The organism is Aeromonas sp. R6-1 (genome assembly GCF_040908165.1).
In the GTDB taxonomy this organism is placed as follows: domain Bacteria; phylum Pseudomonadota; class Gammaproteobacteria; order Enterobacterales; family Aeromonadaceae; genus Aeromonas; species Aeromonas caviae.
In genome coordinates this window covers 22,083-41,462 of the sequence record NZ_JBFODF010000041.1, presented here as the reverse complement: position 1 = coordinate 41,462, position 19,380 = coordinate 22,083, and the positions used below count along the sequence as shown (strand labels likewise).

22 protein-coding genes are annotated in these 19,380 nt (G+C 64.6%); 9 read left to right on the top strand and 13 right to left on the bottom strand.

The features are described from left to right. The first annotated feature begins 140 nt into the window (after positions 1–140). The 3 genes from AB5Y68_RS12015 to AB5Y68_RS12005 all read left to right on the top strand — a co-directional run bounded on the left by AB5Y68_RS12015 (position 141) and on the right by AB5Y68_RS12005 (position 2,671). A complete protein-coding gene (locus AB5Y68_RS12015; protein WP_039040751.1) occupies positions 141–1,334 on the top strand; it encodes an aromatic amino acid transport family protein in 1,194 nt (397 codons plus the stop codon). 243 nt (positions 1,335–1,577) lie between these two features. Then, entirely contained in the window at positions 1,578–1,982 is a 405-nt protein-coding gene (locus AB5Y68_RS12010) for an MbcA/ParS/Xre antitoxin family protein (protein ID WP_339332153.1), read from the top strand. After that, on the top strand, positions 1,982–2,671 hold the full coding sequence (locus tag AB5Y68_RS12005) for an RES family NAD+ phosphorylase (RefSeq protein ID WP_264787790.1): 690 nt from the start codon (positions 1,982–1,984) through the stop codon (positions 2,669–2,671). The genes AB5Y68_RS12010 and AB5Y68_RS12005 overlap by 1 nt, the downstream gene beginning before the upstream one ends. An 86-nt stretch (positions 2,672–2,757) precedes the next feature. Here the strand turns inward: AB5Y68_RS12005 and AB5Y68_RS12000 are convergent, their stop codons facing one another. After that, entirely contained in the window at positions 2,758–4,158 is a 1,401-nt protein-coding gene (locus AB5Y68_RS12000; protein WP_010674827.1) for a DEAD/DEAH box helicase, read from the bottom strand. Between the two features lie 338 nt (positions 4,159–4,496). On the opposite strand from AB5Y68_RS12000, the gene AB5Y68_RS11995 reads away from it, so the two are divergent. After that, entirely contained in the window at positions 4,497–5,282 is a 786-nt protein-coding gene (locus AB5Y68_RS11995; RefSeq protein WP_368207204.1) for a substrate-binding periplasmic protein, read from the top strand. Between the two features lie 87 nt (positions 5,283–5,369). Here the strand turns inward: AB5Y68_RS11995 and aroC are convergent, their stop codons facing one another. Continuing rightward, entirely contained in the window at positions 5,370–6,458 is a 1,089-nt protein-coding gene (gene aroC, locus AB5Y68_RS11990; protein WP_045524914.1) for a chorismate synthase, read from the bottom strand. A 16-nt stretch (positions 6,459–6,474) separates the two neighbouring features. Further along, the gene (gene prmB / locus AB5Y68_RS11985) at positions 6,475–7,410 is read right to left on the bottom strand and encodes a 50S ribosomal protein L3 N(5)-glutamine methyltransferase (protein ID WP_041211581.1); all 936 of its coding nucleotides are present in this window, start codon (positions 7,408–7,410) and stop codon (positions 6,475–6,477) included. A gap of 65 nt (positions 7,411–7,475) precedes the next feature. Between prmB and smrB the strand changes: the two genes are divergently transcribed. Next, complete coding sequence (gene smrB, locus AB5Y68_RS11980; protein WP_041211465.1) at positions 7,476–8,000, top strand: endonuclease SmrB; 525 nt, start codon at positions 7,476–7,478, stop codon at positions 7,998–8,000. Positions 8,001–8,090: 90 nt separating this feature from the next. Here the strand turns inward: smrB and AB5Y68_RS11975 are convergent, their stop codons facing one another. The 6 genes from AB5Y68_RS11975 to AB5Y68_RS11950 form a co-directional block, all read right to left on the bottom strand. Beyond that, positions 8,091–8,501: an SRPBCC domain-containing protein gene (locus tag AB5Y68_RS11975; RefSeq protein ID WP_319884769.1), complete on the bottom strand. Its 411-nt coding sequence runs from the start codon at positions 8,499–8,501 to the stop codon at positions 8,091–8,093. 46 nt (positions 8,502–8,547) lie between these two features. Beyond that, complete coding sequence (locus tag AB5Y68_RS11970; RefSeq protein ID WP_039040742.1) at positions 8,548–8,775, bottom strand: DUF4287 domain-containing protein; 228 nt, start codon at positions 8,773–8,775, stop codon at positions 8,548–8,550. A gap of 29 nt (positions 8,776–8,804) precedes the next feature. Beyond that, positions 8,805–9,203 (bottom strand): GFA family protein, encoded by a 399-nt coding sequence (locus AB5Y68_RS11965; RefSeq protein ID WP_010674834.1) that lies wholly within the window; start codon positions 9,201–9,203, stop codon positions 8,805–8,807. Between the two features lie 207 nt (positions 9,204–9,410). Further along, positions 9,411–9,776: a VOC family protein gene (locus AB5Y68_RS11960; RefSeq protein ID WP_039040741.1), complete on the bottom strand. Its 366-nt coding sequence runs from the start codon at positions 9,774–9,776 to the stop codon at positions 9,411–9,413. A gap of 122 nt (positions 9,777–9,898) precedes the next feature. After that, on the bottom strand, positions 9,899–11,344 hold the full coding sequence (locus AB5Y68_RS11955; protein WP_039040806.1) for a chitinase: 1,446 nt from the start codon (positions 11,342–11,344) through the stop codon (positions 9,899–9,901). 188 nt (positions 11,345–11,532) lie between these two features. Next, on the bottom strand, positions 11,533–12,726 hold the full coding sequence (locus AB5Y68_RS11950; RefSeq protein ID WP_039040740.1) for a methyltransferase: 1,194 nt from the start codon (positions 12,724–12,726) through the stop codon (positions 11,533–11,535). A gap of 179 nt (positions 12,727–12,905) precedes the next feature. On the opposite strand from AB5Y68_RS11950, the gene AB5Y68_RS11945 reads away from it, so the two are divergent. The 4 genes from AB5Y68_RS11945 to AB5Y68_RS11930 all read left to right on the top strand — a co-directional run bounded on the left by AB5Y68_RS11945 (position 12,906) and on the right by AB5Y68_RS11930 (position 15,679). Further along, on the top strand, positions 12,906–13,484 hold the full coding sequence (locus AB5Y68_RS11945; RefSeq protein ID WP_368207182.1) for a PhnA domain-containing protein: 579 nt from the start codon (positions 12,906–12,908) through the stop codon (positions 13,482–13,484). 520 nt (positions 13,485–14,004) lie between these two features. Further along, positions 14,005–14,640, top strand: a complete 636-nt coding sequence (locus AB5Y68_RS11940; RefSeq protein WP_039040738.1) for a LysE family translocator — start codon at positions 14,005–14,007, stop codon at positions 14,638–14,640. A gap of 123 nt (positions 14,641–14,763) precedes the next feature. Further along, entirely contained in the window at positions 14,764–14,967 is a 204-nt protein-coding gene (locus tag AB5Y68_RS11935; RefSeq protein WP_039040737.1) for a hypothetical protein, read from the top strand. 121 nt (positions 14,968–15,088) lie between these two features. Then, positions 15,089–15,679 carry a hypothetical protein gene (locus tag AB5Y68_RS11930; protein WP_039040805.1) on the top strand — a complete coding sequence of 197 codons (591 nt, stop codon included), beginning with the start codon at positions 15,089–15,091 and terminating at the stop codon, positions 15,677–15,679. Positions 15,680–15,745: 66 nt separating this feature from the next. On the opposite strand, the gene AB5Y68_RS11925 is transcribed toward AB5Y68_RS11930, so the two are convergent. The 4 genes from AB5Y68_RS11925 to AB5Y68_RS11910 all read right to left on the bottom strand — a co-directional run bounded on the left by AB5Y68_RS11925 (position 15,746) and on the right by AB5Y68_RS11910 (position 19,366). After that, positions 15,746–16,237, bottom strand: a complete 492-nt coding sequence (locus AB5Y68_RS11925; protein WP_039040736.1) for a histidine phosphatase family protein — start codon at positions 16,235–16,237, stop codon at positions 15,746–15,748. A 38-nt stretch (positions 16,238–16,275) separates the two neighbouring features. Beyond that, positions 16,276–17,190 (bottom strand): DMT family transporter, encoded by a 915-nt coding sequence (locus AB5Y68_RS11920; protein ID WP_039040735.1) that lies wholly within the window; start codon positions 17,188–17,190, stop codon positions 16,276–16,278. A 47-nt stretch (positions 17,191–17,237) separates the two neighbouring features. Continuing rightward, entirely contained in the window at positions 17,238–18,044 is an 807-nt protein-coding gene (gene deoC, locus AB5Y68_RS11915) for a deoxyribose-phosphate aldolase (protein WP_039040734.1), read from the bottom strand. Positions 18,045–18,106: 62 nt separating this feature from the next. Continuing rightward, complete coding sequence (locus tag AB5Y68_RS11910; RefSeq protein WP_039040733.1) at positions 18,107–19,366, bottom strand: NupC/NupG family nucleoside CNT transporter; 1,260 nt, start codon at positions 19,364–19,366, stop codon at positions 18,107–18,109. Positions 19,367–19,380 lie beyond the last annotated feature (14 nt).

The following is a 19,380-nucleotide window of genomic DNA, read 5'->3' as shown; positions in this document are numbered from 1 at the left end:
TTTTACAACTGACAGGTTTCAGGTACAGATGTATCCACACCGATATTGCTAGCCTCCGGCTTTTCCCCGGAGGCGTCCCCCGACACAGCCAACTGGCTTCTCTTGTTTGCAACAGCGCCCCTCACTTTCGGATGGATGACATGAATACCAAGACCCTGGGTTGTACCCTGTTGATTGCCGGCACCACCATAGGCGCCGGCATGCTGGCCCTGCCGCTGGCCTCCTCGTCCCTGGGCGGCCCCGCCACCCTGATGCTGATGATCGGCCTCTGGGCCCTGATGGCCTTCACCGCCATGCTGCAGGTGGAAGCCAGCCTCAGCACCGGCAAGTGGTACCTGCACCAGCTGGCGGATCACCTGCTCGGCCCCTGGGGCAAGGGCATCGCCTCCTTCTGCATCCTGATGTTGTTCTACGCCCTGGCCTCCGCCTACATCAGCGGCGGCAGCAGCCTGCTGGCCCAGGCATTGGCCGATGCCGGCCTTCCCCTCGGCCAGGAGCAGGCGGCCTGGGTCTTTACCCTGCTGTTTGGCGGCATGGTGTGCGTCGGCACCAGGCAGGTGGATTACCTCAACCGCCTGATGTTCACCGTGAAGCTGGTGATCATGGTGGCGGTGCTGGCGCTGCTGCTACCCCGCGCCCAGGGGCAGCACCTGCTCTCCATGCCCCTCGGGGAAGGATTGCTGCTGGCGGGCCTGCCGGTCATCTTCACCTCCTTCGGCTTCCACGGCTCCATCCCGAGCGTCATGCTCTACCTCGGGGACAACCCCAGGCAATTGCGCCGGGTCTTCGTGTGGGGCTCCGCCCTGCCGCTCGTGCTCTACGTGCTGTGGCAGGTCGCCATTCTGGGGCTGCTGGGCCAGCAATCCCTGATCCAGACCGGCGGCGCCCTGGACAGCCTGCTGGCCAACGTCGGCGGCCTGGTGAGCTGGCCCGCCTTCAACCAGGCGATGCATCTGTTCGCGGATCTCGCGCTCGCCACCTCCTTCCTCGGGGTGACCCTGGGACTGTTCGACTTCATGGCCAAGGTGACCCGTCGCAAGGACAACTGGCAGGGCCGCACCCAGACCGGCCTCATCACCTTCGTGCCGCCCCTGCTGTTCGCCCTCTACTTCCCGCAAGGCTTCATCATGGCGCTCGGTTACGCCGCCATTGCGCTGGCGGTGCTGGCGGTGCTGCTGCCGGTGGCCCTGGTGTGGCAGAGCCGCAAGCAGGCCGAGGCAAACCACTACCGCGTCCCGGGCGGCGTACTGGCCCTGGGTCTGGCCGGTGCCATGGGGGTACTGATCGTCGGGGTGCAGGTCAGCGTCAGCATGGGGCTGCTGCCCGCCCTCTGATCTCCCCGACCCGACAAGCAGAAACGCCGCAAAGAGACATGCCCCGCCAACCCAGTTGGCGGGGCGCTTCATTGGCACGGTCTCACTTGGCCGACCCGCGCCCCTCCTCGCGAAATCCATCCAATAATGAACATTTGAGTGCAAGCATGTATAGATATGTACATTACTGCGCCCCTGCCCTACACTGCTTAGCAGACAACCCACGATCCCGTGCCCGTCTGGCACGCCAACCCGGGAGGCAACATGGTCGCCACCGCATCTCTTCCCCGGCAACAGCCCGCCGTCGATCCCAGCAAGGCCCTGCCCGTGGTGTTTCGCATCATGGACAAATGGCAGTGCAGCACGGATGAACAGCTCAGGCTGCTTGGCATTACCTCCCGCTCCACCCTGAACAAGTACAAGGAGGCCAGCGGCGGCATTCGGCTGAGCGCCGATCTCCAGGAGCGGATGAGCTATCTACTCAACATCCACAAGAGCCTGCGGCTGCTGTTCAGCCTGGATGAGAGCATCTATAGCTGGGTGCGCAAACCCAACAGCCACCCCTTCTTCGCCGGGCGCAGCGCCATGGAGGTCATGCAGGGTGGGCGGGTGGCCGATCTCTACGAAGTGGCCACCCGGCTGCACGCCTGGCGCGGGGAGATGGCCTGATGTCCTCCCCGCCCTTGCGCACCTTCCACAATGCCTGCGCCTATCGCATCATTCCGAGCCGCTTTCCCCCCATCTGCCTTTATGAAGACGTCGCTACCGCCGACGAGCTTGAGGCGGTCTGGGCCGTCGAGGCCCTGACCAACGACAGGCTGAGGGAAGAGGCGGGCGAGCTGATGCGGGTGCCCAGGGAAGACTGGCTGGTGGGGCTGCCCGGCGGCAGCTATGTGATGGCCGCTTTCACTCACCTCAATCCCGAGGGTGCCCGTTTCACCACGGGGGACTTTGGCGGCTACTATTGTGCCCCCTCCCTCGACACCGGCATCAAGGAGACGGTCTACCATAGGGAGCGGATCTTCGGGTACACCCGGGAGCCGGCCCAGAAGGTGCAGATGCGGGTGATCCAGGCGCAGTTCAGCGCCAGCCTCATCGACATCACGGGCCCGGCGTTTCTGCCAGGCCCCCTCTATCACGCCACCGATTACGGCCCCGCCCAAGCCTTCGCCCGGGAGCAGAAGGTCGCCGGGGTGGACGGCATCCACTACCGCTCGGTGCGCCACCCCGGTCACGACTGTCACGTGCTCTATCGCCCCCGTCTGGTCAGCCGGGTGGACCACGCCCGTCATCTGGAGTACCACTGGAGCGGCGAGGCCATCACTCATGTGCTGGAGATCCGCCTCTACGGTGAATAGCGTCTACCAGGACAAAAAAAGCCCCGCCAGATTGGCGGGGCTTTTTGTATCAACCGAACAGTGGGGGAGCCTGGCTCCCTGGCCGCTTACTGGTTGTGGCTGGCGCGACGGGGACGACGGGCCTGGGCCGGTTTGGCGGCGCCGCCTTCCGGACGCTGACCGCCCTGGGGCTTGGGCTTGCCACCGTTGCCGGAGCGGTTACCGCCGCCATTGCCACCGTTGGCAGAGCGACCGGCACCCTGACGCTGGCCCTGACCTTGCGGACGCGGCGCACGGCGCTGCTCGCTCGGATCGCGCGGCTCTTTGCGAAGCGGCGCGCCGATGCCACGGGCGATGTTGTCGAGGGTCTCGCGGGAGGCTTCAAAACCGGCCACCTGCTCGCACGGAATGTTCTGCTTGGTCAGACGCTCGATGGCCTTGATGAGCTTGCCTTCATCGGCCGCTACCAGGGAGATGGCGTGACCGGCAGCGCCGGCACGACCGGTACGGCCGATACGGTGCACGTAATCTTCCGCCACGTTCGGCAGCTCGAAATTGACCACCTGCGGCAGTTTGTCGATGTCCAGACCACGGGCGGCGATGTCGGTCGCCACCAGCACCTTGACGCTGCCATCCTTGAAACCGGCCAGGGCACGGGTACGGGCACCCTGGCTCTTGTTGCCGTGGATGGCGGCGGCGCTGACGCCGTTCTTGTCGAGGGTCTCGGCAACGCGGTTGGCCATGTGCTTGGTACGGGTGAACACCAGCACCTGCTGCCAGTCGTTGCTGGTGACCAGGTGACTCAGCAGGGCAATCTTGTTGGCCTTGTCACAGGGGTGTACCAGCTGCTCGATGCGCTCGGCGGTGCTGTTGCGCGGGGTCACTTCGATCACCGCCGGGTTGTCCAGCAGACCGGTGGCCAGCTCGCGAATTTCGTCGGCGAAGGTGGCGGAGAACAACAGGTTCTGGCGCTTCTTCGGCAGCAGGGCCAGAATACGGCGGATGTCGCGGATAAAGCCCATGTCGAGCATGCGATCCGCTTCGTCCAGTACCAGGATCTCCACTTCATCGAACTTGACGGCGTTCTGGTTGTAGAGATCCATCAGGCGGCCCGGGCAGGCCACCAGCACGTCCAGACCACGGCGGGTCGCCATCATCTGGGGGTTGATGCTCACGCCGCCGAATACCACGTGGCTGCGGATCGGCAGGTGTTTGCCGTAGTTGCGCACGCTCTCGCCCACCTGGGCGGCCAGCTCGCGGGTCGGGGTCAGCACCAGGGCACGGATGCGGTTCGGGGAGACCTTGCGCTTGCTTTCAGTCAGACGCTGCAGCATCGGCAGGGTGAAACCTGCGGTCTTGCCGGTCCCGGTCTGGGCGGCGGCCATCAGATCACGGCCAGCCAGTACCGCCGGGATCGCTTGTTGCTGAATGGGAGACGGGGTGTCGTAGCCTTGCTCGGCAACGGCACGCAACAAGGGTTCGGCCAGACCGAGGGAAGTAAAACTCATAGTTACCTGCTAGGGATAGGGGCGCCAAAGATCGTGGTGGGGCTCCTCTGCTGAGCCGATGCCATCTCACAGGATCCGGGCCTATAGAGAAAACAACGATTTCCCCGGGGAGCAGAGCAAAGGGGAAAGAATAGAGGCGCAGTCTAACGGAGTTGGCGCACTTAGACGAGGAAAATGTGATACGCCTCCCAGCACGGCTGGAAATAGCGACGAAGGCAGGACAAAATGGCCCGAATCGCCGTATGTATCAATGCCCCTGCGCAGCCTGCGGGGGACGGCGCGATACACGGAACAGGAGGTTTTGATTGAAACGGAAGTTCACCCCCACCGCCCGGCGCATGCTGGGCCTCGTCTTGCCCCTGCTCTTCGCCCCGCCCCTCGTCGCCAGGGAGACCCTGTCGGTGGCCTGGAGCCACTGGCCCCCTTTCAGTCAAATCGCTGCCGACGGCACCCTCGGCGGACTGGACGTTACCCTGACCCGCCAGATCCTGGGCAAGGCAGGCGTGGAGCCCGCCTTTCGCAACCTCCCCTGGGCCCGGGCCCTCTACCTCATGGAGCGCCAGCAGCTGGACGTGGCCATGGGCGCCCTGAAAACCCCCGAGCGGGAGCGGTTCGCCCGCTTCTCCGCACCCTATCGGCGCGCCAGCTTCGTGCTGCTGAGCCAGCGCCCGCAGGCCGGAGAGCCCGACGGCTGGCAAGGGTTCACCGAGCTGGCAACCCTGTGCCAGGCCAAGGGGCTGCGACTTGGCAAGCTGCGGGGTACCCGCCCCCTGCCGATGAACGAGGAGTGCCCTGCCCTCGGGCAGGCGAGTGAATACAACAGCGATGACAGGCTGCTCACCCTCTTGCTGGCTCGCCGCCTCGACGGCGTCATCATGGAGTGGCAATACGCCCGCTACCGGCTCGGCCAGCTCGGGGCGAGCGACGCCATCCAGTGTCAGGTGCTCTTGCACCAGCAGCCGGTGCGCCTGATGTTTTCCAAAGAGGCCGTGAACGATGAGGCGCTCGCCCGCATCGATGCCGCCATCGCCACCCTGCCCTCACCGGACCCCGCCTTTGCGCCACCCCGCTGCCGCCAGGACGCAACCCGGCACCCATCGCTCTCGACGCCATCGGCCCCCTGACGCCGACGCCGGCAAAAAACCACGAAAAAGGCGACCCTGGGGTCGCCTTGTCGTTCCTGGTGATCACTCACCCTGCCCGCAGCATGATCAGCGCAGCTGCGGGGTCTGGGTGTGCACGCCCTGGTTCTGGGCGCGGTGGCGCAGCAGGTGATCCATCAGCACCAGGGCCAGCATGGCCTCGGCGATGGGCACGGCACGGATGCCGACGCAGGGGTCGTGACGTCCCTTGGTGATCATCTCGGTGGCCTCACCGCTGGTGGTGATGGTCTTGCCCGGCACCGTGATGCTGGAGGTGGGCTTGAGGGCCATGCTCACCACGATATCCTGACCCGACGAAATGCCCCCCAGGATGCCCCCCGCATGATTGCTGGCAAAGCCGGTCGGAGTCATCTCGTCCCGGTGCTCCGAGCCTTTTTGCTCCACCACCGCGAAGCCGTCACCGATCTCCACCCCTTTCACCGCGTTGATGCCCATCATGGCGTGGGCGATGTCGGCGTCGAGGCGGTCGAACACCGGCTCCCCCAGGCCTACCGGCACGTTGCGCGCCACGACGCACACCTTGGCCCCCACGCTGTTGCCCTCTTTCTTGAGGGCACGCATGTATTCATCCAGCGCCTCCAGCTTGCCCGCATCGGGGAAGAAGAAGGGGTTCTGCTCGATCTGGCTCTCGTCGAACCCTTCCGCCTTGATGGGGCCGAGCTGGGAGAGAAAACCCACTATCTCGATGCCGTGCACCTGTTTCAGGTACTTCTTGGCGATGGCCCCCGCCGCGACCCGCATGGCGGTCTCGCGGGCCGAGGAGCGGCCGCCGCCACGGTAGTCACGCTGGCCGTACTTCTGGTGATAGGTGTAGTCGGCGTGACCCGGACGGAACAGATCCTTGATCTCGGAGTAGTCCTTGGAGCGCTGATCGGTGTTCTCGATGAGCAGCCCGATGGAGGTGCCCGTGGTCTTGCCCTCGAACACCCCGGAGAGGATCTTCACCTCGTCCGCCTCGCGGCGCTGGGTGGTGTAGCGGGACGTGCCGGGCTTGCGCCGGTCCAGATCCCCCTGCAAATCGTCTTCGCTTATCTCCAGCCCCGGCGGGCAGCCGTCGACCACGGCGCCCAGCGCCAGACCGTGGCTCTCGCCGAAGGTGGTGACCCGAAAGAGTTGGCCGAAACTGTTCCCTGCCATGGATGCTCCTTGCTGCTTAGTTCTTGTAAATGGCGAAATGGGCCTGGTACTGCTCGAGCTCTGCGCGGGTCATCACAAAGACGCCGTGACCGCCGTTCTCGAACTCGACCCAGGTGAAGGGCACCTCGGGGAACTGGGCTTCCAGGTGGATCATGCTGTTGCCCACCTCGACCACCAGCACCCCATCCTCTTTCAGGAAGTCGGCGGCATTGGCCAGCAGGCGCTTGGTGAGCTTGAGGCCGTCGGAGCCCGACGCCAGGGCCAGCTCCGGCTCGTGGCGAAACTCCTCCGGCAGATCCGACATGTCCTCGGAGTCCACGTAGGGCGGGTTGGAGACGATGAGATCGTACTTGTCACCGGCCGGCAGATCCCGGAACAGATCGGAGCGGATGGGGATGACCTGCTGCTCCAGCCCGTGATCGTTGATGTTGCGCTCCGCCACGTTGAGGGCATCGACGCTGATGTCGATGGCATCCACTTCCGCATGGGGGAACTCGTGGGCCATGATGATGGCGATGCAGCCGGAGCCGGTGCACAAGTCCATGATCCGGGTCGGTTCGTCTTTCAGGAAGGGGGCGAAGCGGTTGGCCACCATCTCGGCGATGGGGGAGCGCGGAATGAGCACCCGCTCGTCCACGTAGAACTCCCAGCCCGCATACCAGGCCTTGTTGGTCAGGTAGGGCGCCGGAATGCGCTCCTGCACGCGGCGGATGATGAGCTCGGCGATGCGGTGGCGCTCGCTGGTGGTCAGGCGGGAGTGGCGCATGCCCGGATCCACGTCCGGCGGCAGATGTAACGCGGGCAGCACCAGTTGCACGGCCTCATCCCAGGCGTTGTCGGTACCATGTCCGTAGAAGATCCCGGCGTCGTTGAAACGACTCATGGCCCAGCGCAACATGTCCTGGATGGTGTGCATTTCGGCAACCACCTCATCGATAAATATCTTGTCCAAATCCACCTCCAAGTCGAGTAATATCCGGCCCGAGAATTTTATACAGCGAGCAAGACGAGTACCTGATGAAAAAAACGCCCTCACTCACAGACGAGGAAAGCCTGCTGTTTCGTGATGCTGTCAAAGGTACCCGGAAAATTAAGCAAGATACCATAAGGGCCTCCTCAAGCCCGGTCAAGCAGAAACGCGAAGTGCGCGAGAGCCGCGAAAAGCTTGGGGTTGACCACTTTTTCAGCGACGAGTACCAGCCCCATCTCGAGGCGGACGGGCCGACCCGTTACGTGCGCGACGACGTGTCAAAATTCGAGCTGAAAAAGCTCAAGCGCGGCAGCTACCCGCCGGAGATTTATCTGGATCTGCACGGCATGAACCAGCACCAGGCCAAGCAGGAGCTGGCGGCCCTGCTCACCCTGTGCCGAAAAGAGAACATCCACGTCGCCTCGGTGATGCACGGCATCGGCAAGCACATCCTCAAGCAGCGCATCCCGAGCTGGCTGGCCCAGCACCCCGCTGTGCGCGCCTTTCACCAGGCGCCGCGGGAGTGGGGGGGCGAGAGCGCCATCCTGGTGCTGCTGGACATCGAAGAGTGACCCCCTTCCCCGCCCCGCCTTGCCCCGGGCGAACGCCATAAAAAAACCACCGCCAGCTTGCAGTGGTTTTTTCTTGGCGCCCCGCAGGGGTCAGCCGACGACTTCCATATGGCGCTTGAAGTTATCCAGGATGCTCTGCCACCCCGCCCGCTGCTGTTCGCCGCTGTGCAGGGACTCGGCATCGAACAGCTCCTCCACCCGGGTGCCCCCCTGCTCTGCCACGAACCGCACGCTCACCTCGCGGCCATCGTCCATGACGTAGCCGAGCCCCGTCGGCGCCGTGACCTCGGTGAAGGTCCCCTCGAAATCAAACCCCGTGCTGCCATCCCGCGCCGCCATGTGGTGGCAAAAACGCCCACCCACCCGCAAATCCACCCGGCTTTGGGGGCAGTGCCACTGCGGGGAGGCGGCGTTCCACGCCATGATGCTGGCGGGGGTGTTCCAGCCCTGCCACACATCGGCAATCGGCCTGGCAACCCAGACGCTGACGCTTATCTTCATCTCTCTGCTCCTCTGGCTGTCCTGCACGTTTTGCACTGTGACACTGTCATGCCACGCCGGGCGCATCGGGCTGCGCCAAAAAGTGGGCCACCAGGGCATTGGCATGGCCGTGGCCCATGGCGTGTTCGTCCTTGAGCCAGGCCACCAGGGCCATGTGTTTGCGCTCCTCCCGCCCCTCCAGCAGGGTCAGCCAGTGGGCGATGGGCTGGCCGTATTTCTGCTCGATGGCGGGAAAATAGGAGGCAGGCCCCTTCACCTTTGGTTGTTCATCCATGATGGCTTCTCCTCAAGGTGGCCACAGGCTCAGGGTTTGGGGGCGAACTGCTCGAACACCTGCTGCCCGGTCAGGGTCGGGGTGTCGTTCTTGAGGGCATAGAAGTCGGGCTTCTCGTCGATGAAGATCTGCCCGGTGAGCTCGAACCCCTGATCCTGAAACAGGCCGGCGGAGAGGATGTACTCGTCCGTCGGCAACAGATGGTAGAAAAGATGGGTGCCGCAGGTGGGGCAGAATCCGCGCTCCGCCCACTCCGACGAGCGGTAGGCCACCGGGGTCATCCCGGTGAACCGCACGCCCTTGCCCCCGTGCACCGCGAACATGGGTCCCCCTGACCAGCGCCGGCACATGGCGCAGTGACACAGGTTGACCTCCTTGTGATCGCCGCTCGACACGGTGATCCCGCCACACAGACAATGTCCTTCCATGATGCCTCCTGAGAGTTGGGGCGACAGACCGGGCGAACGGGTGCTCGCCTTCTTGCCGCACCAGATGAAGTAGCACGGGATCCGGGGGGCGGCAACTGACCATTCCGGGGCCACACCGCGGGGCTGAGGCTCCCGGAGCGGGAAAATCCCCCTCTTTATTCATCGTGTGAATGACTCAATATATCCCATGCACCGGATAAATAATGGTCAGGTTCCCTCCTGCAAGGCGATGCGATTCCCCTCGCAATCCCGACACTCCGCCACCCGGAGGCCCTCCCTGACCCGGGTGACGGGATAGAGACAGGCCCCGCCCGATGCCAGCGCCCGGGCCATGGCCCCCTCGATGTCAGGCACCCGCAGATAGATCCGGGTGCCATCCAGGCTCGGCACATAGCTCTCCCCCTTCGCCAGGGCGCCGGAGCAGCCCGCCGTGCCACCTTCCAGGGGAAAGAGCGCCATCTCGTTGCCATCGATCTGCACCCGCTCCAGCACCGTCTCGAAGACCCCCTCATAGAAGCGGATGGCTCTCTCCAGATCCTGTACCGGAATTTCAAAATGAATGGCGATGTTCATGGTCATCCTCCCTCGGTGTGAATCCGCACTCTATCAGTGCCAAAAGAGGCGCAGCAAGCCAGCGCGGCGATCAACAAGGGAGGCGCGCGGCCTCCCCGGGGTGCTTGCGCTTGTACTGATTCTCAGGTCACCGGTGCCCAGGGATCCCCCTTGCCCGGCTCGTTGCCCTGGGTCCACCACTTGGCCTGATAGATGATCCCCTTGTGGCTCACCTTGTTGCCGGCGGTGTAGACCTTGCCTGCCTCCCAGGCCGGTACCCCGTCCACCGGCGGCGTGCCGGGGTCGACCGGGGCCGGATCCAGCGTGGCCACCACCCGTACCTTGGGCCAGCTGGCGTGGGAGCCGTAGAAGTTGGTCACGCACTTCTCGTAATCCCCCGGCACCAGGGCCGAATAGGCGGTCTGGTACCCCACCAGATCGCACTCGAAGGAGTAGCCGCCGGGTCTGTCCGGGTAGTATTTCCAGTTGCCGTCCCAGTTGGTGTAGAGCACGTCGGTGGCGCCGTTGAGGTTGAGGCTGCCATAGGGGGTCTGCTGCCAGCAGGTGTTCTTCTCGTCCGCCAGCAGCGGGATCCCGTAGTGGGCCGCGAGCCCCTCCCAGTAGCGGATGCGGTTGACCGGCTGGCCCTTGTTCTTGTTCTGCTCGCCGCACTCGATGCCACCGTTGATGATGTTGATGGTGGTGCCAAAGCCGTAGCCGATGCCCGCCGCCAGCTCACGCTGGGAGGGCACCCAGGTCCGGTCGATGACGTGCAGCATGGCGGGTTTGGGAGCCTGGGGCGTCAGGAAGAACCAGATGGCGGAGGCGAGGTTGAGCCAGGAGTCCGCCACCAGCCCGGGGTTGTTGAGGAGCACAGAGGCGTCGCCGTCGAACATGGCCTCGGAGAAGGCGCCGTAGTTGAAGTGGTAGGAGAGCTGCTTGGCGCCGCGACCGAAATAGCCCTGACCGGTGCTGCAGGGCCAGCGCCGGTTCTGCCAGTCACTCTGACCACACCCCGTGGTGTAGCCGGTCTGCCCTTCAGACCAGCCCATCTCCCGCACGTGCACCAGGGCCTGTTGCCACTCCTCCAGCCCCAGGGGGTTGTCGGAGACATTCTCCTTGGCAATGTGGCCGCCGGTCTCCTGGGCAAAGTGGGCGAAGGCGGTGATGATGGACTTCTTGCAGATGGCGTCCGCATTGCGCCCGTTCGTGTAGTCGCCGCAGAAGGCGGGGAACTTGCCCACGGCCCGCAGGAAGCGCTCGTAGGTGTACTCCGGGGCGGCCATCTGGGTCAGGAACTCCCAGTCCGATTCGGTGAAGACCCGCTCGACCCGCTTGACGTTGTCCGGGTTGCCGGGGGCGCGTGCCACGATGGCCTCCACCACCGAATTGGGCCGGGTGGCCAGGGCGTGGGACCAGATCCCGTACATGGGGTTGGCGGTCTTGGCCTGGGCCGCACTGGCAAGATCCGCCGCCGCCATCACATAGCCGCCGCTGTTCTGGGGATCGGGCTGGATTGTCATGGCGCTCTGGCCGGGCAGTGCCCAGACGAGGGCAACCAGGCAGGCGGTGCGCGTGAGCATGAACATGGGTAACCATCCTTGTCTTGAAAATGTCAGGGCGAGCATAGGCATCCTGACAACTAAATTCACGACAAGAATTAAGAATTTGGCGAAATTGTGAGCCACGCCTCCCTGCACTCAGATGGCGCTCGTTTGCAGGGGGATCCAGCCCCTGGCCTTGTTGGCGCAGCCATCCGACCTGTGCGGACGCTTGTTCAGATCCCCCCTGCGCGCACCGCCCGGATCAGCAGATTGCGCGGGGTCATGGGTTTGGGGCAGAAGGTGCCCACCTCCACCCGGTAGCCCTGCTCCTCGAGGAAAAGGGCGCGATCGAGCAGTAGCCAGATTTCCAGGGGGCGGCGAAACAGGTGGCGCACCAGCTCCATGCGGGCGACATCGCCAAAACGCCGCTCCCCCTGTGCCAGCAATGCGGCGTAGTCGAGCCCCGCGGGCAAGCCCATCCCCTTGCGTTCGGCGGCCCAGTGGCAGAAATCCTCGAAGTCCCCGGTCAGCAGGCTCTTTTGCAGGTTGGGCACCGGCAGGTACTCGTCCACCCCGCGCACCTGGCGCTGCAGGCAGTCAAAGGCGAGGCGCCACACCACCTCCCGCTCCCGCAACCGGGCGATGCGGGCACCGCCGGTCACCGTCTCCTGCAGCGGCAGCTTCAGGTCGCTCTTGCCAAGGCGCAGGGCACTGGCCCTGGCGGCCCGGGAGAGGGGCGCGTAGTGCTCTCCCCTGATGAGGTGGTAGCAACACGGGGAGAGGGTCACCCCCTGGGCGCCCCCCTCGGCCACCCGCGTCAGCAGATGGGTGTGCAGATCGCCGCAGGCATGGAGCGCCATGGCGTGATGGTGCGGGGCGATGAGGGCCCCGGACTCGGCGGCAAAGGCATCCGCCTCCACGAACCGCATGTTGGCGCCGTCGCGCGCGGCGAGCCGCCGCCCCTCCTCGCAGAGCGCCCCCTGCCACTCCAGGCTCAGGATCTCGGCGCCACGGTGCAGCGACACCAGGCGCCCCAGATGCCCCTTGCCGGCGCACCACTCCAGATAGGGACCTTGGTGGGGGGGCAGACAGCCTGTGAAGGCCTCTATCTGCCCCTGCTTGCGTCCCGGCATGTACATCGCCATGGCCCTAGCGCACTGGACGGGCTCGGGGGCGAAAGGGGCAAGCTCGCCGAGAGCCTGCAACTCGGCCCCCGCCGGGATCCAGGGGGCGAGCAGGGCGCAGAGCGCATCCATGTCCCCGTCGAGGTGCGCTATCTCGTCAAGGGTCAGGGCTGCCAGGCACTTCGCAAGGGCTGGCGCCTCGCGGGCAAAGGCGATTCCCAGGTGGTGATAGGGCTGGTATTGCCACCAGCGTCGCTCGGCGGTGAGCAAGCAGTCCAGTTGTCGAAAACGGTGGGCCAGCACGGTGAACCTGTCCTTTGGCGCAAAAAGGGAGGCTCATTCTAGCGATCTGACGTCAAAAAGCACTCGCCTGTGCGCCGCTGGTAGCCTGACAAAAAGCAGGGATTTGTGCTATATTCCGCCCCCTCATTCGCGCAGCCCGCCACGGCGAGCCGCTTTACCCCTATAAACGGAACCCAATCATGACCATCAATGCCATCCTGCAAGCCCGTGCAAATGCCAAATGCGAGCTGTGTGGCGCAGAACATGCGCTGACTGCCTTCCCGGTGCCGCACTCCCCCGCCAGCGACGACGACCACAGCGTGGCCCTCTGCGCCACCTGCCGCGGCCAGCTGGAGCAGCCGGACACCACGGAGGTGAACCACTGGCGCTGCCTGGGTGACAGCATGTGGAGCCAGGTGCCGGCGGTGCAGGTGATGGCCTGGCGCCAGTTGAAGGCCCTCGTCGCCCGGGGCGAGCTCTGGGCCCAGGACATGCTGGACATGATGTACATGGAAGACGAAGTCAAGGCCTGGGCAGACGCCGGCGTGACCAGCGACGATGACGACAGCGTACCGACCGTCGACTCCAATGGCGCCGTGCTGGTGGAAGGGGACTCCGTCACCCTGATCAAGGATCTGGACGTCAAGGGCACCGGCTTCACCGCCAAGCGCGGCACCCTGGTCAAGGGCATTCGCCTGACCAACAACCCGCTGCACATCGAGGGCAAGGTCAACGGCATGCAGATCGTGCTGGTGGCCGCCTACCTGAAGAAGGCCTGATACCGACCCTTCAAGCCAGAAGCGCCCCCAGGGGCGCTTTTTTGTTGCCTCTGTTTCCTGCCGTTCGGGTGGCACCCGCGGGAAACTGGACTATTCTGCAAACCAGTTCCGCGGTATGCCCCCTCCCCTGGCCGCCAGTGCGCCAATGGAGAGGGCCTTCCCGGCACGCATGGCAAGACCCCGGGCACCCTGATCCCCATGGCGCCCACGAGACAAGGAGCCGCCCCATGGCCAGCAAGAAAGAGATCAAGAAGAAGATCGCCGCCCGCCAGGCGAAAATCGCCAAGCACGAAGGCAAGATCAAAAAGCTGAAAAAAGCCCTGAAATAGGGGCTGACAACCATTAAAACCGCCTGATGGCGGTTTTTTTATACATATCCTTGCCTATTGCATTTCCAGCCACAGACCATGCTGCACCTGATTGCTCTCGTCTGGATCCTCTTCGGGGCCGGGAGAGACGCCGCTGGACGACTCGTCAAAGAGGCTGGCATCATGCCAGCTTTGACGCCAAGGATGTGCTCATGAACCCGAATACCTGGATGCTGTTTGCGCTGGCCTATCTGCTGGCGACACTGACCCCTGGCCCCAATGTGCTGCTGGTTGTCAAGAACGGTCTGCAACACGGCTGGCGCGCCGCCCTTGTCAGTATCCTCGGCAACCTGGGGTGCCAGGCCATCCTCATCGGTCTGGTCGCCATGGGGGTGGGGGCCCTGCTGCAAACCCTGCCTCCCCTCTTTGTCGCCCTCAAGCTGGCGGGGGGTGGCTACTTGGTGTATCTGGGCTACAAGGCGCTGCGCGCGGCCAATATCGGTGGCCAAGGGCTCTCTCCCTCCACCACGCGGGGACGCACCAGAACCACCCTCTCCTTGTTGCGAGAAGCTTTTCTGGTCTCCGCCAGCAACCCCAAGACCATCGTCTTCCTCTGTGCCCTGCTGCCCCAGTTCCTCGATCACCAGAGTCCGCTGACGCTGCAGTTCATCACCATGTACCTGACCATCTGCGCCATCGTCAGCCTGGTGCATCTGTGCTATGTCGCCCTGGCCAGGCGCGCCGGTCGCTACTTCAAGCCAGGTCGCGGCGAGCGCCTCGTTGGCCGCATCACCGGCGGGCTCTTCATCACCCTGGGCGGCGCCATCCTGCTCAGTGGTCGTCCCTGATCCCTGTGCCTCACCGCTGCTGACATTATCTGCACCATCGGCGCCGCTTGGGCGCCGCGGATCCCGGCCACCGGGGCTAGAGTTGTAGGCGTGTCTGTATATGAGCCTGCGGTGGAGCGCCATATGTATTCCTACACCCTCACCTTCCGGGAGGAGGCCGACAAGCTGACGGCCCCCGAACACGAGATCCGCCTGCAAAGCCCGGCACAGGCCGGTGATTTCATCATTCTCTCCGATGGCAGTCGCCATCAGGTGATGTTCGTCACCCACCGCGCCCACTACAGCAGCCTCTACCTCGACAAGGGGGTCCGCATTCCCCAGAGCTGACGCAGGCATCGTCTTTCGCTCCCTCCTGCTATGGTGAGAGAGGGCTGCAGCTCGCCAACGCAAGCCCCTTGCCGCCCAGGGAGCGGAAAGCCCGAATGACCCATTGCCAGAGGTATTGATCATGTTCAGACAGACCGCGCTCATCCTGACCCTCACCCTGTTGGGCAGCGCCCAGGTTCACGCCATCAACCACAAATACGCCGAGCAGCTGGAACGCTCCGGCTGCACCCAGGTGACCGAAGCCCAGGGCTGCGATATTCACAAGAGCAAGGCGGAAAACGCCAAGGCAGGATTTGGCACCGCCGCCCCGGCCGCCGACGGCGGATTGAACATGAGCTATGAGCAGAAGCTGGAGCGCTCAGGCTGTACCCAGGTGAGCGAACTCAGCGGCTGTGACATCAACAAGAGCAAGGCCGAGAACGCCGCCGCCGGATTTGGCGCCGCCCCCGCAGCGGCCAGCGCCAGCCCCTACACCGGCAACTGGGTCGCCACCTTCCCCGAGACGGGCGCCACGGTCGCGAACATCCGTATCGATGACAAGGATCAGGTGTGGGTCAACGACAAACAGGTCAGTGCCAGGAAATCCGACGGCGCCCTGGTGTTCAAGGAGGGCATGGTCATCTACACCATCCAGGGGGATCGCCGCCTCAAGGGAGAAGATGGCTGGGTCGACAACGACGCGGGCACCAAGGGGCCCATCGCGGCCAAATGACCCAGCCACCACCACGACAAGGGGAGCCGCGGCTCCCCTTGTCGTTTCTACCTGCTTGCCCCCCCTCTACCCCTTCTTCGGAAAGTCCAGCACGGCCACCACCGGCGAGCAGGACGGGAGCGCCGACCAGGAGTGGGCGTCGAAGATGAAGCGGGCGACGGCGCAGGTCGGCATGCGAGTGATACCGGAGGAAAAGCCATGGGCCAGGTCGGTGAAGGCAGGATCATGGCCTACCAGCAGTACGCAGGCGAGATCATCTGAAAGCGCCCCCACCACCCCGAGAAGGGTCCCGGCATCGCTCTCGTAGAGGCCCTCGTCGATGGCGATGCGGTTCGGGGAATAACCCAACTCTGCGGCAAGCAGCCGGGCGGTTATCAGGGCCCGGCTGGCGGGGCTCGAGAGGATGAGATCGGGCTTCACCCCCAGGTGCGCCAGGCGAGCCCCCATCAGGGGCGCATCGCGCAGCCCGCGCGCCGCCAGCGGACGATCGCGGTCAGACAAAGATGCGTCCTCCCAGCTCGACTTGCCATGGCGTACCAGGATCAGGGTTCTTCTCATGACGCACTCCCTGGTTGATAAGGGCGACAGGCGGCCCCTCAGACCGCCCCCCGTTTGCCAGCATGAAGGGGCAGCAGCACCATGACCACCATGGTCAGCAGCACACCCCCTACCCCCCAGCCTACCTGTTCCCAGTGTACTGTCTCCCCGGTCAGCATGCCGGTGAGCAGCACCATCACCGGGATGAGGTAGGTATAGGCTGACACCTGTTCCGGTTGCAGCGCCACGCTCCCCTGCTGGAACAACAAGAAGCTCAGCGCCGTGGCAAAGAGAGCCAGATAGCCAAGTCCCAGCCCCACCGGCAGGGAGACCCGGCTCCAGTCGGTTTCAAGCAATCCGGGCAGCGCCATCGGGGTGAGCAGCACAGTGGCGCAGATGAGGGTCCAGCCGGTCAGGTGGAGGAAGGACTCCCCCCGATAGCAGCGCTTGATCAGGATGGGGTTGAGGGCCATGGCCACGCAGCCGAGCAGGTAGATGCGATTGCCGGGAGTGAGGTTGAGGTTCGCCACCAATCCCAGATCGCCGCGAAAAATGATGAGGGCCGCAGCCACCATGCCCCCCAGCAGGGCCAGCCCCATGCCCAAGCCGATGGCGCGGCGCAAGATCACCATGCCGGCCAGGGCACTGATCAGCGGCACCGTGGTATAGAGCGCGCTGGCATCGAGGGCGCTGGTCGCCTGCAATGCCACGAACATGGCGACGAAGTAGCAGAGGGCCGGCAACGAAATGAGGGTGTAGCGTCCCAGATCCCGCAGGGAAGGCAGCACCAGGCCCCCCTGATACCCCAGCACCCCGACGAAAATGAGGGAGGCCAGCAGGTAGCGCACCCAGGTGACCACCAGCGGGTCCAGCACCGCGGTGAGGGCGCTGCCGATGGGAAACGAGAGGCTGATGAGCAGAGTGAACAGCAATACCTTGCCGTGGGCCTTTGCAACATGGGGACGTGAAGACATGGGATACACCTGTCAGCAAGGGCGCCCGCAGGCGCCGACGGAAGAGATCAATAACCGTGATCGGTCGCAGGGGACAGCTTGCCCTCGCCCAGGGTTGCCAGCAACTGGCCAAGCAGGCTGGAAGCACCGAAACGAAACCGCTCGGCCACCAGCCACTCCTCGCCAAAGAGTGCGGCCGCCATGGCCAGATACTCCCCCGCCTCCCGGGCGCTTTTCACCCCGCCCGCCGCCTTGAACCCCACCCGATCCTGCGCACCGCACTCGGCGATGGCCGCCAGCATGGTGCGGCACGCCGCCGGGGTGGCATTGACCGCCACCTTGCCGGTGGAAGTCTTGATGAAGTCGGCCCCCTCTTCAATGGCAAGCAGGGAGGCCGCGCGGATAAGCGCAGGCTCCTGCAGCTCGCCGGATTCGATGATCACCTTGAGCACCCGGGCGCCGCACAACGCCTTGCAGCCGCGCACCAGCGCCCGGGCGTGGGCCTCGTCCCCGGCCATCAAGGCACGCCAGGGGATCACCAGATCGATCTCGTCGGCGCCATCCGCGAGGGCGGCGCGGGTCTCGGCCAACACGGTTGCCAGATCATCGTCGCCGTGGGGGAAGTTGACCACAGTGGCAACCTTGACCTCGGGGGTGCCCTGAGCCGCCAGGGTGAGCCTGGCCAGCCCCACGAAGCGCGGGTAGATGCACACCGCAGCGGTGGTGCCGACATGGGTCCGGGCCTGATGGCAGAGGGCGATGATGCGCGCATCGTGGTCATCGTCGTTGAGGCTGGTGAGATCCATCAAGCGGATGGCCCGGATGGCCGCCTCTGTGGTAGCGCAGGCAGGTTCAAAAGCAGTCACGTCGTTCATAAATAGCTCCTGTCGGGATAAGAGAGGGGCGCCGCAGCGCCCCGAAACAAAGGGTGAGAGACTCAGGCGAGGGAGAAGAAGACACCGGCGATGGCGGCGCTCATCAGGTTGGAGCAGGTGGCCGCCAGCACGGTACGCAGACCGTAGCGGGCGATGAAGTCGGTGCGCGACGGGCAGAGGGTGCCGAGGCCACCGATCAGGATCCCCATGGAGGCCAGGTTGGCGAAGCCGCACAGAGCGAAGCTGATGATCACCTTGGACTTCTCCTCCAGCACCTGCAGACCGGCAGCGGTGACCGTGCTGGCGTCTTTCAGGTAGGGCGCCAGATCGCTGTAGGCCACGAACTCGTTCACCACCAGCTTCTTGCCGATCATGGCGCCGGCGATGCCGATGTCCGCCAGCGGTACCCCGAGCAGGAAGGCGAGCGGCGAGAAGATCCAGCCCAGGATGAGCTCGAGGGAGAGCGGCATGCCCACCATCTCCCCCACCCCGCCCAGCAGGGTATTGACCAGGGTCACCAGACCAATCATGGCGATCAGCATGGCGCCGATGGCCGCCGCCAGCTTGAGGCCGCTGCTGGCCCCCTCGCCTGCCGCTGCCAGCACGTTCTCCGGCTTCTTGCCATCAAACTGGATGCTGTTGTCAAAGACGTAATCCGGCTGGCTGGTTTCGGGGATGATCAGCTTGGCAAACAGGATCCCGCCCGGCGCCGCCATGAAGGAGGCCGCCAGCAGGTACTGCATGTCCACTCCCATCATGGCGTAGCCCGCCAGCACGGTGCCGGAGACCGAGGCCATGCCGCCGCACATGACGGCGAAGAACTCCGAATCGCTCATCCTGGGCATGTAGGGTTTGACCACCAGCGGGGCCTCGCTCTGGCCGACGAAGACGTTGGCCACCGCCGACATGGATTCGGTCTGGGAGGTGCCGAGCAGCCGCGCCATGGCGCCGCCGATGATGCGGATCACCAGCTGCATGATGCCGAGGTAGTAGAGCACGGCGATGAGCGCCGAGAAGAAGACCACCAGGGGCAGCACGTTGAGGGCAAACACGAAGCCGATGCCCTCTACCGAGAAGTTGACCAGGTTGCCAAACAGGAAGTGGATCCCCGCCTTGCCGCTTGCCAGCACCGCCTCGACCCCGTGGGCCATCCCCTCCAGCGCCCGGCGTCCCAGCGGCACATAGAGCACCAGGGAGCCGATGGCGACCTGCAAGGCCAGCGCCAGCCCCACGGTGCGCAGGCGAATGGCCCTGCGGTTGGTCGATGCGAACACGGCGATGAGGATCAGCGCCGCCATACCGAGAAATCCTGCTGCAAACATATCTGACCTCCTGG